Annotated in this window: 10 protein-coding genes and 1 pseudogene; 6 read left to right on the forward strand and 5 right to left on the reverse strand. The window is 64.1% G+C overall.

Features of this window, described 5'->3' with window-relative positions; all coding sequences use genetic code 11:
- Position 1: 1 nt before the first annotated feature.
- Positions 2-235 carry a hypothetical protein gene (locus tag B015_RS0120180; protein WP_040456968.1) on the reverse strand — a complete coding sequence of 78 codons (234 nt, stop codon included), beginning with the start codon at positions 233-235 and terminating at the stop codon, positions 2-4.
- A gap of 97 nt (positions 236-332) precedes the next feature.
- Here B015_RS0120180 and B015_RS0120185 point away from each other — a divergent pair, with 97 nt between their 5' ends.
- Positions 333-926, forward strand: a complete 594-nt coding sequence (locus B015_RS0120185) for a TetR/AcrR family transcriptional regulator (RefSeq protein WP_018429551.1) — start codon at positions 333-335, stop codon at positions 924-926.
- 6 nt (positions 927-932) lie between these two features.
- On the forward strand, positions 933-1,871 hold the full coding sequence (locus tag B015_RS0120190) for a hypothetical protein (RefSeq protein ID WP_018429552.1): 939 nt from the start codon (positions 933-935) through the stop codon (positions 1,869-1,871).
- A gap of 17 nt (positions 1,872-1,888) precedes the next feature.
- Here the strand turns inward: B015_RS0120190 and B015_RS0120195 are convergent, their stop codons facing one another.
- Positions 1,889-2,521, reverse strand: coding sequence for a LysE family translocator (locus B015_RS0120195; protein WP_026227529.1), 633 nt, complete (start codon positions 2,519-2,521; stop codon positions 1,889-1,891).
- A 196-nt stretch (positions 2,522-2,717) separates the two neighbouring features.
- The gene (locus tag B015_RS0120200) at positions 2,718-3,632 is read right to left on the reverse strand and encodes a peptidylprolyl isomerase (protein WP_018429554.1); all 915 of its coding nucleotides are present in this window, start codon (positions 3,630-3,632) and stop codon (positions 2,718-2,720) included.
- Between the two features lie 239 nt (positions 3,633-3,871).
- On the opposite strand from B015_RS0120200, the gene secA reads away from it, so the two are divergent.
- Positions 3,872-6,595: a preprotein translocase subunit SecA gene (secA, locus tag B015_RS0120205; RefSeq protein ID WP_018429555.1), complete on the forward strand. Its 2,724-nt coding sequence runs from the start codon at positions 3,872-3,874 to the stop codon at positions 6,593-6,595.
- A 65-nt stretch (positions 6,596-6,660) separates the two neighbouring features.
- On the opposite strand, the gene B015_RS0120210 is transcribed toward secA, so the two are convergent.
- The gene (locus tag B015_RS0120210) at positions 6,661-6,891 is read right to left on the reverse strand and encodes a hypothetical protein (protein ID WP_018429556.1); all 231 of its coding nucleotides are present in this window, start codon (positions 6,889-6,891) and stop codon (positions 6,661-6,663) included.
- A gap of 90 nt (positions 6,892-6,981) precedes the next feature.
- On the opposite strand from B015_RS0120210, the gene B015_RS0120215 reads away from it, so the two are divergent.
- Together B015_RS0120215 and B015_RS0120220 are read left to right on the forward strand one after the other, a co-directional pair.
- Entirely contained in the window at positions 6,982-8,391 is a 1,410-nt protein-coding gene (locus B015_RS0120215) for a lipopolysaccharide biosynthesis protein (RefSeq protein ID WP_026227530.1), read from the forward strand.
- On the forward strand, positions 8,391-9,674 hold the full coding sequence (locus B015_RS0120220; protein ID WP_018429558.1) for a GNAT family N-acetyltransferase: 1,284 nt from the start codon (positions 8,391-8,393) through the stop codon (positions 9,672-9,674). Before B015_RS0120215 ends, B015_RS0120220 begins: the two co-directional genes overlap by 1 nt.
- Before the next feature lie 51 nt (positions 9,675-9,725).
- Here B015_RS0120220 and B015_RS0120225 read toward each other — a convergent pair whose 3' ends face one another.
- Positions 9,726-11,399 (reverse strand): AMP-binding protein, encoded by a 1,674-nt coding sequence (locus B015_RS0120225; protein WP_018429559.1) that lies wholly within the window; start codon positions 11,397-11,399, stop codon positions 9,726-9,728.
- Between the two features lie 264 nt (positions 11,400-11,663).
- Between B015_RS0120225 and B015_RS0120230 the strand changes: the two are divergent.
- Positions 11,664-12,800, forward strand: a pseudogene (locus B015_RS0120230) (tyrosine-type recombinase/integrase); the annotation flags it as partial.
- Between the last annotated feature and the right edge of the window lie 197 nt (positions 12,801-12,997).

Consider the following 12,997-nt stretch of genomic DNA (forward strand, 5'->3'; position numbering starts at 1 on the left):
CTCAATTCACCGCCGGATTGAGAAAGCGGCGGAACAGGCGCTGGACGCTGGGGATCAGGCCCCAGATCATTGAACCGACCATGATCGGCGCGATGACGAGCGTACGCTGCCAGATCGACCAGCCCTCGGTCAGCGGCATGACGAGGTAGAGAAGTGCCGTGATCAGCGGATAGACGCCGAGCAGCACCATGAGGGCGAAGCGCGGACGGGAGAAGCGTGTTGCGGAAGCGGTCATTTCAAACTCCATCGGAACGAAACGTTTCGTTATATAAAACGGGCCGTTTCGTTTCGTCAAGAGGTGGTGTAAGGATTGTCCTCGAACGGAGACCCAGATGGCCACTGAACCGGAAGCCACGCGGAAATCGATCGGCGCGCGCCGCAGCCTTGAAAGCGCCGAAGCCATCCTCGAGGCGGCAGAGGCGGTGCTGATCGAAAACGGCTATTCAGGCTTTTCCATCGAGGCCGTCGCCCGCCGCGCCCGGGCCGGCAAGCCGACGATCTATCGCTGGTGGTCGAGCAAGACCGCGCTTCTGCTCGAGGTCTACCAGCGCCAGAAGCGCGACATCACCTATTCGGACACCGGCGCCATCGAGGAAGACCTGTTCATCTTCGCCAAAAGCCTGTTTTCGCAGTGGCGCGACACACCAGCCGGCAACATCTTCCGCTCGCTCGTGGCCGAGGCCCAGCAGGACCCTGCGGCCGCCGAGGCCCTCGCCGAATACTCCGCCGGCCGCCGCGCCCACACCGGCAAGCTGATCGAGCGCGCCAAGGCGCGTGGCGAAGTGGCCGCCGACATCGAGCCGAGCCAGATCGCCGACATGGTGTCATCCTATGCCTGGGTGCATCTCCTGACCGGCCGCCTCGACGAAGACGACGCCACGCTGCGCAAGGCGATCCGCGTGATCGTGCACGGCATCAAGGCCTGAGACCAGATGACATCGCTTACGCCGCCCGTGCTGCCTGTCAGCCTGATCATCGTTTCCGACTATTTGACCGACGATGGCGACGCCGAATTGCGACGGGCGTTGCGGGCCTACGGACGAGATGCGAACGGCATCCCGGCAGAGATCGTCGTGATGCTACCCACCGGCCATGCATCCGGGATCGAAAACGACCCGCTGATCAGCCATCTGGGCACGTCCGTCACAATTGCCGCCCACAACTCCCATGAATCATCACAACTGAAGGACGCAGGCCTTAACCACTGCAGCCATCAGCTCGTCGCCGTCGTCGAGGCCGACTGCCTGCCCAGACCGGGTTGGCTTGCCACGCTCTACACGTCACTGGTGCAACGGCCCCAGGTGGAGGCGATTTCCGGACGCACATCCTATGGCGACGAGACGATGATGAAGCGCGTGATGTCGCTGCTCGACCGCGGCTTCCTCGAATGCCGGGACGGGCAAGGCCGGATCGCCCATGTCAGCAACAATGGCGCACTCTACAAGCGGCCGCTGCTGGAGCGTTACCCATACGAGGCCAAGCTCGGGCCATTCGTCAGCGCTCATGTGAGGCAGAATGCGATGATCCACGACGGCGTCGTTATGGACCTGGACGCCCGGGCCGTGTCGATCCATGCCTATGAGGGCCTGCCGTTTCTCTGGGACGTCAGGCGCAACAAGGGCTACCAACATGCGCGGATGAAGCTGCGCAAGGCGCCTGATCGCAACAGGCTGAGCGCGGCGCTGAGTGCGGTGGCAGCATCCTTCAACGAGAACCGCCGGACGGCCAAGGCGGTGGGCAGCCAGTTCTGCCGCCCGGCCGACTGGCCACTGTTCTGGGCGATGATGGTCCTGCTGCGTGTTCCGGAATTTGCCGGAGCGTTGGCCGCCGGCAGCGACGCGGACTTCATGGCCTCGACAAAGTATCGCTGAGGCCTGCCGGCTGCGCGTCAGCTCCGTTGCAGTGCGACCTGCACGCCGAGGCCGACGAGCACGGCACCGCCGGCGCACTGCATCAGCCTTTGCGCCCGGCTCGACCGCCGCAGGCGGCCGATCAGGAAGCCGGCCAAGACCACGCCGACAATGTCGGCGACGGTGAACATGGTGTTGACCAGCATCCCGAAGATCAGGAACTGAGCCCAGACAGGGAACGCGGCTGATGCGTCGATGAACTGCGGCAGGAAGGCCATGAAGAAGATGGCCGTCTTGGGATTGAGCACTTCGACCGCGACGCTTTCGACGAAGGCGCGACGACCGGATTTCTGGCCGATGCCTGATGGATCGAAATCGCCCTGCTTGCGGCCACTGAACATCGAGATGCCCAGCCAGACGAGATAGGCGGCACCGGCGAGCTTGACGGCCAGATAGAGCCACGGAACGGCATGGAACAGGAACGACAGGCCGGCGGTAGCTGCAATGACGTGGAAATAGCCGCCGATATGGATGCCGAGTGCCGCCATGAAGCCGGAGCGTCGTCCACGAGCCAATGTCTGGGCGGCGGCGTAGAGCATCGCCGGTCCGGGAATGAAGGCGAAGATCGCCGCGGTGGCGAGGAACGCGAGGATCAGTTCGGCCGACGGCATGCGACGTTCCTCCAAGCGGGGCGTTCGGGCTCGGCACAACCGAGAAAGCTTACTCTGCCAATGGCAATGTCCGAGGTCATTCGGCCACCGGCAAGGTGAGAACACACCAGACGGGCCGATCAAGTTGCGGCAACCCGCAACGAAAAAGGGCGGCGCCCGGAGGCACCGCCCTTTGTGAAATCCGTTCGACGCTGGATTATTTCTGCGCGTCGATGGCGTCGATGGCCTTCTTGAGTTCCGGGTCGGTGACGTCGACCTTGGCTTCGCCGCGGACCTTCTTGACCAGCTCGACATACTTCTCGCGGATCACCAGCGACTTGACCTGCTCCTTGACCGCCTCGAATGCCGGCGGCTGCTGGGTGCGCTTGTCCTCGACCTTGATGATGTGCCAGCCGAACTGGCTCTGCACCGGCTCCTTGGTGTAGGCGCCGATTTCGAGAGCGAACGCTGCCTTCTCGAACTCCGGCACCATCTGGCCAGGGCCGAAGAAGCCGAGATCGCCGCCCGAGGTCTTGCCACTGGGGTCGGTGGTGTTTTCGTTGGCGAGCTTCTGGAAGTCTTCGCCGCCGTCCAGCTTCTTGATGATCGCGTCGGCCTCTTCCTTGGTCTTCACCAGGATGTGGCGGGCATGAACCTCGTTGACCGGGGTCTGGGCGGCGATTTCCTTGTCGTAGCGTGCGCGGATCTCCTCGTCGGTGATCTTGCCGGCAACATCCTTGTCAACCAGTTCGCCATGCAGGGCGCGCTGGGTCAGGAACGCCATCTGACGCTGGAACTCAGGCGCCTTGTCGAGGCCTTCGGTGACGGCCTGGGCTGCCATCAGGCGGATCTCGATGATCGAGGAAAGGGCCGCCGCACGGCGCTGCTCGGGCGGCAGGCGGCCGAACTGAGCGCCAAGGTCGCCTTCGGCGAGCGTGATGTCGGCTTCGGTGATCGGCTGGCCGTTGACGGTCGCAACGACCGCGTTCGGATCAACCGCTGCCGCGGCAGGCGCCGCCGGCTGGGCAGCAGGAGCGCTCTCCTGCGCTGCGAGCGGAAGCGACGACAGCGCTACGAGCCCGGCAGCGAGCCCGATACGGGCAAGCGAGGCGCTACGGAACGAAAAAGACATCTAGACTCTCCGGTGGGTAATGACCGCGCATCCAAATCAACGCGAATGTGGCGGAATTTGGCGTCTCCGGCAGGCTCTCTGCAACGTTGACATAAGTTGTGCCCCCTCTTATCTGTCCATCGTCTTCGCGTCCAGAAGGGTTTTTCCGGGCGCTTTTCGTGTTGAGTCTGCCACCCTATGTTCCCAGGCAGGTTCGGCCGGCGGACAGTCGGCTTCATTCGAATTGAAAGGACCACTTGATGGTCAGTCTCGGCGGTCTCGCCCGTAAGATTTTCGGTTCCTCCAACGACCGCCGCGTCAAGTCGACCCGGCCCCGGGTGGAAGCGATCACTGCAATGGAAAATGAACTGCAGGCGCTGACCGACGACCAGCTTCGGGCGCGGACCGAGCAGTTCCGCCAGGACATCGCCAACGGCGCCTCGCTCGACGACCTTCTGGTCCCTGCCTTCGCCACGGTGCGCGAAGGCGCCAAGCGCGCGCTCGGCATGCGTCCCTTCGACGTCCAGATGATCGGCGGCATGGTGTTGCACGGCCGCGGCATCGCCGAGATGCGCACCGGTGAAGGCAAGACGCTCGTCGCCACCCTGCCCGTCTACCTCAATGCCTTGACCGGCAAGGGCGTGCACGTCGTCACCGTCAACGACTACCTCGCCCGCCGCGACGCCGAATGGATGGGCCGTCTCTACAAGTTCCTCGGCCTGTCGGTCGGCATCATCGTGCACGGCCTGTCCGACGAAGAGCGCCGCGAAGCTTATGCCTGCGACATCACCTACGCCACCAACAACGAACTCGGCTTCGACTACCTGCGCGACAACATGAAGTACGAGCGCGCCCAGATGGTGCAGCGCGGTCACTTCTTTGCGATCGTCGACGAAGTCGACTCGATCCTGGTCGACGAGGCCCGCACGCCGCTGATCATTTCCGGTCCGCTCGAGGACCGCTCGGAAATGTACAACACGGTCGACGCCTTCCTCCTCAACCTGGTTCCGTCTGACTACGAGGTCGACGAGAAGCAGAAGACTGCCATCTTCACCGAAGAAGGCACCGAGAAGATGGAGAACCTGCTGCGCGCCGCCGGCCTGCTCAAGGGCGAGTCGCTGTACGACGTCGAGAACGTCGCCATGGTCCATCACGTCAACAACGCGCTGAAGGCCCATCGCCTGTTCCAGAAGGACAAGGACTACATCGTCAAGGACGGCGAAATCGTCATCATCGACGAGTTCACCGGCCGCATGATGCCGGGCCGCCGTTTCTCGGAAGGCCTGCACCAGGCACTCGAAGCCAAGGAACACGTGGCGATCCAGCCGGAAAACCAGACGCTGGCCTCGGTCACCTTCCAGAACTACTTCCGCATGTACGAAAAGCTCGCCGGCATGACCGGTACGGCGCTGACGGAAGCGGAAGAATTCGGCAACATCTACAATCTCGACGTGACCGAGGTTCCGACCAACCTGCCTGTCAGCCGTATCGACGAGGACGACGAGGTCTACCGGACCGTCGAGGAGAAGTACAAGGCGATCGTCCGCGAGATCCGCGAGGCCAACGCCAAGGGCCAGCCGACGCTCGTCGGCACCACCTCGATCGAGAAGTCCGAGCAGCTGGCCGAGCGCCTGCGCAAGGACGGCTTCAAGAACTTCGAGGTGCTGAACGCCCGTCACCACGAGCGCGAAGCCTCGATCGTCGCCCAGGCCGGCAAGCCCGGCGCGATCACCATCGCCACCAACATGGCCGGCCGCGGCACCGACATCCAGCTCGGCGGCAACGCCGACATGCGCATCGCCGAGGAGCTCGCCGACCTGCCTGAAGGCCCCGAGCGCAGCGCCCGCGAAAAGGCGATCCGCGAAGACGTCGCCCGTCTCAAGGAAAAGGCCCTGGCCGCAGGCGGCCTCTACGTGCTGGCCACCGAACGCCATGAAAGCCGCCGCATCGACAACCAGCTGCGTGGCCGTTCGGGCCGCCAGGGCGATCCGGGCCGCTCGAAGTTCTTCCTGTCGCTGCAGGACGACCTGATGCGCATCTTCGGCTCCGAGCGCATGGACGGCATGCTGCAGAAGCTCGGCCTCAAGGAAGACGAGGCCATCATCCACCCCTGGATCAACAAGGCGCTGGAAAAGGCCCAGAAGAAGGTCGAGGCGCGCAACTTCGACATCCGCAAGAACCTGCTCAAATATGACGACGTGCAGAACGACCAGCGCAAGGTGGTGTTCGAGCAGCGCATCGAGCTGATGGATGCGACGAGCCTGTCGGATACCGTTGCCGAAATGCGCAACGACGTGATCGACGATCTGGTCGCCAAGCACATCCCCGAAAACGCCTATGCCGAGCAGTGGGACGTGGCCGGCCTCAAGGAAAGCGTTCTTCAGAACCTCAATCTCGACCTGCCGGTCGACGAATGGGCCAAGGAAGAAGGCATCGCCGAGGAAGAGGTGCACGAGCGCATCACCGCCGCCGCCAACCAGGCAGCCGCCGACCGCGCCGAGCGCTTCGGCCCCGACGTCATGACCTATGTCGAACGCTCCGTGGTGCTGCAGACGCTCGACCACCTGTGGCGCGAGCACCTGGTCAATCTGGACCACCTGCGCTCCGTCGTCGGCTTCCGCGGCTACGCCCAGCGTGACCCGCTGAACGAGTACAAGGGCGAAGCCTTCGAGCTGTTCCAGGCGATGCTCGGCAATCTCCGCCAGGCCGTGACCCAGCAGCTGATGCGCGTCGAACTGGTGCGCCAGGCCGCGGACGCCCCGCCGCCGGAAGCGCCCGAGATGTTCGGCCATCACATCGACGGCACGACCGGCGAGGACGATTTCGGCGAAGGCTCGGTGGCCGTGCTTGCCGACAGCCGCGTGGTCGCCGCCGAAGACCGCAACCCCAACGATCCCTCGACCTGGGGCCGCGTCGGCCGCAACGAGGCCTGCCCCTGCGGTTCGGGCAAGAAGTACAAGCACTGCCACGGCACCTTCGCCTGATCGGCAGCGACGACACTGATTTGAGACGGCGGCCCTTGGGCCGCCGTTTTGTTTGGGCATGCGGCTCAGCCGGCTTCGCTGTCGGCCAATTCGATCAGGTTGCGCAGCGCCGCAACACCCATGCTGTTGATATGCCGGCGGCCGAGCGCGATGTTCATGCGCATGGCGATTTCCTGCGGATCGGCTCCGCGCAACTCAGCCAGTCTTTCGATGCCGATTTCCTCGAGATAGCGGATCATCGTCGGACCGATCGAATGGGCCCTCAGCATCGATTTGCGTTCGTCTTCCGAGATCAACCGCCCCTCCCCCGCAGTTCCACCCAACCGTTTCTTAATCGCTCTCGGTTAGACCCGTCAGCGAAAACAGCGGAAACTGGAGTGTATGGAGTGCGTTTTTCCGCAGCGATGACGGCGGAGCGGTTGCTGCCGGGGCCGATTGCCTCGCGCGCAATGCCGCTCCTGCACCGTGTCGACGCGGTGCTGTTCAGCACCGACGAGCGCGGCGAAGCCGGACGCATGTCGCTGTTTGCCTTCGCCGTCCGCATCGTCAGCGCCGCCATCGCCTTCGTCAGCCAGGTGCTCCTGGCGCGCTGGATGGGCAGCTTCGAATACGGCATCTTCGTGCTGGTGTGGGTGGCGATGGTGATCGTCGGCTCGCTGTCCTGCTTCGGCTTCCACACCTCCGTCATCCGCTTCATCCCCGAATATCGCGAAAAAGGCATGCTGGCCGAACTGCGCGGCGTGCTTCTGGCCAGCCGCCTGTTCACTCTGGTGGCCTCCAGCATCATCGCCGCCATCGGCATAGCCGGTGTCTGGCTGTTTTCGGGCATGATCGAAAGCTACTACGTCATCCCCTTCATGCTCGGCATGTTCTGTCTGCCGATGATCGCGCTGTCCGACGTGCTGCAAGGGCTGGCGCGGGCCAACTCCTGGGGCTTTGCCGCGCTGGTGCCGACCTACATCACCCGCCCGGTGCTGATGCTGGTGTTCATGGCGATGATGATCTGGCTCGGCTACGCGCCGACCGCGGCCAACGCCGTGATCGCCTCGATCATCGCCTCCTACATCACAACAGTCAGCCAGCTTGTGCGCGTCACCGCCCGTACCGACAAGCGTGTCCCGGCCGGACCACGCACCATCAAGCTGGGCTACTGGCTGAAGATCTCGCTGCCGATCTTCCTGGTCGAAAGCTTCTTCTTCCTGCTCACCAATGCCGACGTGCTGATGGTCGGCTTCTACATGGAACCGGACAAGGTGGCCGTCTACTTCGCCACGGTGAAGACGCTGGCGCTGGTTCATTTCGTCTATTTCGCGGTCAAGGCCGGCGTTGCCCAGCGTTATGCCCAGTTCAGCCACGGCGACACGGCAAGGCTCGCCGGCTTCGCCCGCGAGACCGTGTCGTGGACGTTCTGGCCGTCGCTGCTGATGGGCCTTCTCGTGCTGCTGCTCGGCAAGCCGCTGCTGTTCCTGTTCGGCCCGGAATTCGACGCCGGTTATCCGCTGTTGTTCCTGCTGGTGGCAGCCGTCGTGGCGCGCTCGGCAGTCGGTCCCTGCGAAAGCCTTTTGACCATGAGCGGCAACCAGAATGTCTGTGCCGTCGTCTATGCCGCAACGCTCGCCATCAACATCGGCCTGAACGTCGTGCTGATCCCGACGCTCGGCCTCTGGGGTGCGGCGATCTCGACGTCGGCCGCGATGATCTTCGAAGCGAGCGCGCTGTCATTTACCGTGTGGCGCCGGCTCGGCATCGTCATGCTCGTCTTCATTCCCGCCAGGCAAAAGACGGAGGCAGTGTGATGGTTGCCATCCCGCTTCTCGAGGAGACCAGCGGCGGCCCCGCTGGGACCATGATCGCCGGCCTGGCCGGCGCAGCCACCAGTGCGGCCGATGCGGCCCACATGGAGCTGGTCGCCAACGACAGGCCCCTGCGCCGGCTCGCCATCTATCCGGCCTCCGCCGGCTTCGACCTGGTGGAAGAACTGGACCATCTCAGCGCCCGCACCATCGAGCCCAACGTCTTCTTCAACCCGCGTTTCCTGGCGCCTGCCATGCCGAGGCTGGAGGACCGCGAGGTCAGGCTCGCCGTCATCCGCGACGGCAACGAATACCGCAGCCGGCTACGCCTTCTGGTGCCCTATTCGGTCGAGAAACCGGCGATCCCGCTGGGCGTGCCGGTCATGCGGACCTGGTCGAGCCCGTTCGGGCCACTAGGCACGCCCCTGATCGACCGCGACGACCCCGAAGGCGTGATCGAGGATTTCTTCGCCATGCTGGCGCGACCGCATCTCAAGCTGCCCAAGGTGTTCGTGCTGCCCGACATGCGCCTCGACGGCGCGGTCGCACGCATGCTGCGCTCGGTCGCCGAGACCAGGGGCCTGCCGCTGGTGCTGACAGGCGCGTTCGAGCGGCCGTTCCTCGAAAGCGACCTCGAGGGCGACGACTATCTCAAGTCCTCGCTCGGCAACCGTCACTTCAAGGAATTCCGCCGCCTCGGCCGTCGCCTCGCCGAACAGGGCGAGGTCGAGCATCAGGTCGCCCGCAGCGAAGACGATGTCCGCGACGCCATCGAGCGCTTCCTGACGCTGGAAGCCTCCGGCTGGAAGGGCCGCAAGCGCACCGCCATGGTAATCGACCGCTATCGCGCCGCTTTTGTGCGCGAGGCGGTGCACCGCATGTCGGAGCTCGACCTCTGCCGCGTCCACTCGCTGACGCTGGATGGCCGCACCGTGGCGAGCCTGGTGGTCTTCATCGAGGCCGGCGTCGCCTACACCTGGAAGATCGCCTATGACGAAAGCCTGTCGGCCTTTTCGCCGGGCGTGCTCTTGATGATGGGCGTGACTGGCCAGCATCTCGACGATCCCAACATCGTCATGACCGATTCCTGCGCCGTGCCCGACCATCCGATGGTCAGCAAGATGTGGAGCGAGCGCAAGCCGATGGGCACCTTCGTGGTCGGTTTGACGCCCGACGTCGACCGTGCCACGCGTCAGGCCGCCTCGCAACTGCATCTCTATCGCCAGACGCGCAGGCTCGCCGCCAAGCTGCGCGACCGCATGCGCGGCCTGCTCAGGCGGCGTTAATGCATGGCCCCGAAAATCGGCTTCGATTTTCGGAAAGGACCATGCACCAGATCAAGATGCGACGCTGTCCTTTGCGCGTCCAAGAGGATGCGCCGCGCCGTCCCTCGCCTCGCGTTTTGCCCGTTCGCGAAAGATCCGGCGGATGACCTTGCCGGTGGTGGTCAGCGGCATGGAATCGACGAACTCGACCTCGCGTGGATATTCGTGCGCCGACAGGCGCTCGCGCACCCAGAGCTTGATCTCCTCGGCGAGTGCAGCACTACGCTCGACATCGGGCTTCAGCACGACATAAGCCTTGACGATCTCGGTGCGCAGCGCGTCGGGCTTGCCGACGGCAGCGGCGAGCGCCACCGCCGGATGGCCGGTCAGGCAATCCTCGATCTCGCCGGGGCCGATGCGGAAGCCGGCCGAGGTGATGACATCGTCGTCGCGGCCGAAGAAGGTGACGTAGCCGTCCCTGTCCTCGATGCCCTGATCGCCCGTCGTCATCCACTCGCCGATGAACTTCTTCTCGGTCGCCTCGGGGTTCTGCCAATATTCGAGGAACATCACCGGGTTGGGCCGGGCAATGGCGATCTGGCCGGGTTCGCCCATTGGCACACGACGGCCCTCGGCATCGATGATGGCGACACGGTGGCCAGGCACGGCCTTGCCGATAGCCCCGCCCCTGGTGAGGCCGAGCCCAGCGCAGGAGGCGAGCACCGCGTTGCACTCGGTCTGGCCGTAGAACTCGTTGACGGTGAGGCCGAGTTCGGTCGCCGCCCAGTCATAGGTCTCGCGACCAAGCGACTCGCCGGCGGAGCCGATGCTGCGCAGGCCGAGACGGAAGCGCTTGCGGATGTCGGGCACTGTCTTGAGCATGCGCAGTGCTGTCGGCGGGATGAAGGCATTGCGAACCCGCACCTTTTCGACGAGCAACAGGGCAGCCTCCGGATCGAATTTTTCGAAACGCGCGGCGACCACGGGCAAGCCGAAATAGAGGCTGGGCAAAAGCAGGTTGAGCAGGCCGCCGGCCCAGGCCCAGTCGGCGGGTGTCCAGGTCAGGTCGCCTGGCTGGGGAAAGAACTCCTGCGCCATCTGGATGCCGGGCAGATGGCCGAGCAGCACCCTGTGGCCATGCAGCGCACCCTTGGGCGGTCCGGTCGTTCCCGAGGTGAAGATCATCATCGCCGGATCGTCGGGCCCCGTGTCCTCGGCGGCGAAGACCGGCGAATGATCGGCAACGAGGCGATGGAAGTCGTTGGCATCGCCGCTGTCGACCACGACGACGGTTTCGAGTTCCGGCAGGCGGCCCTTGATCAGGCCGACCTTGGCAAAGCCCGCCCCGTTGGTGACGATGGCCCGGACACCCGCCGTCTGCAGCCGGTATTCAAGCGCCTCAACGCCGAACAGCAGTGCCAGCGGCACAGTGATGGCGCCGAGCTTATAGATGGCGACATGGGCGATCGCCGTCTCGAAGCTCTGTGGCAAAAGCAGCGCGACGCGGTCGCCACGACGCACACCGCGTGCCCTCAAGGCATGGGCCAGCGCGTTGGAGCGGCGCGCGAGATCGCCGAAGGACAGCGTGTCGGCTGTTCCCTCGGAGCGGTAGCCGAGCAGCGCTGGACGATTGGGGTCGACCGCGGCCCAGCGATCCGAAACCGCGGTGCCGATGTTGAACTTCTCAGGGATACGCCAGTGGAAGTCGCGATAGAGGGCGTCGTAGGTGTCGCGCCGTTCGAGCATGGACAAGTGTCTCCGCTCCTCCCGCGAATAAAATGGTGCCCCTAGCCGGGATCGAACCAGCACTCCTTGCGGAACTCGATTTTGAGAGACCCCAGATGCCCTATCCTTTGTGTATCCGGGGGTATCCGTTTTCCCGATAACCGACTGTCAGCACTAGCTTTTTTCGGATATCGAGTCACCCATACCTAACCGGATGTACGCCACGGTTGGCTTTCTAGGTGCACCTATGTTGCACCTGAAAACCGACCTCATCGGAGGTTAGGAATGCCCAAAATCAAACTCACCAAGACCGCTGTCGACGCCGCAAGCCCGCAGGAGCGCGATTACGAACTCCGGGATACGACGATACCCGGGTTCCTTGTCAAGGTCACGCCCGCCGGCCGCAAGATCTTCATGGTGGCCTATGTCGCCCACAATGGACAGCGCCGAAAGCCCGCTATCGGCCGCTACGGTGAGATCACCGTCGAGCAGGCCCGAGGGATCGCCCAGGACTGGTTGGCCGAAGTCCGCCGCGGCGTCGATCCCAGCGCCGAGCGAGCTACGGCTCGTCAGGCGCCCACGGTCAAAGAACTCTTCGACCGCTTCATCACCGACTACTCGGAGAGCCGCAACAAGCCGTCCACCGTCCATTCGAACCGTGGCTACGGCAAGCGCTACATCATCCCGGTGCTCGGCCAACTGAAGGTGCCCGACGTCACCCGCGCCGACATCTCGAACCTGATGAAGAAGATGTCGACGAAGCCGACGAATGCGAACCGCGTCCTGGCGGCCGTGCGGAAGATGTTCAACATGGCCGAGGTCTGGGGCATGCGCCCCGACGGGTCGAACCCTTGCCGCCACGTCCCGAAGTTCCCGGAACGGGGAAAGACCCGGCTGATCACCGACAGCGAGATGAAGAAGCTCTTCGCGTATCTTGCGCGTGCCGAGGCGGAGGGGCTTGAGCATCCCTTCATTCTGCTGGCCATTCGGCTCCAGTTCGAATTCGCGGCGCGCATGTCGGAGATCCTCCAGCTCGAATGGTCGTGGGTCGATTATGACAACCGGCGCGTGGTCTGGCCCGACAGCAAGACCGGTGGCATGTCCAAGCCCATGAGCGCCGAAGCGCAGCGGCTCTTCGAGACCGCACCGCTCCTTGAAGAATCGCCTTTCGTCTGCCCGTCCGTCTTCGACCCCAACCTGCCGATGTCGAAGCACACCTATTATCAGGGCTGGCGCCGCATCCTTGAGCGTGCCGGGCTCCCGCATATCGGAACGCATGGCATCCGGCATCGCTCGGCGACCGATATCGCCAACTCCGGCATACCCGTGAAGGTCGGCATGGCGCTCACCGCCCACAAGACGGTGACGATGTTCATGAAGTACGTGCACACCGAGGACGACCCGGTTCGCGCTGCGGCGGAAGCGGTGAACCAGCGACGGCAGGCTTTGCTTGGCGGTCACTTGGCGAGCCCGCCTTCCACCCCTGCGCCGGCTCAGGTTGTGGAAGTGCCTTCGGTGGCGCCAGAGATCGAGGTCATCGAGCCGGTGCTGACCGCGACTGGCAAACCTCTCGGCTATGAGGACGGCCAGTACGATTCGCGCACCAAGCTCGGAAACTA

Origin of the sequence: Hoeflea sp. 108 (assembly GCF_000372965.1) — a bacterium.
Classification (GTDB): Bacteria; Pseudomonadota; Alphaproteobacteria; order Rhizobiales; family Rhizobiaceae; genus Aminobacter.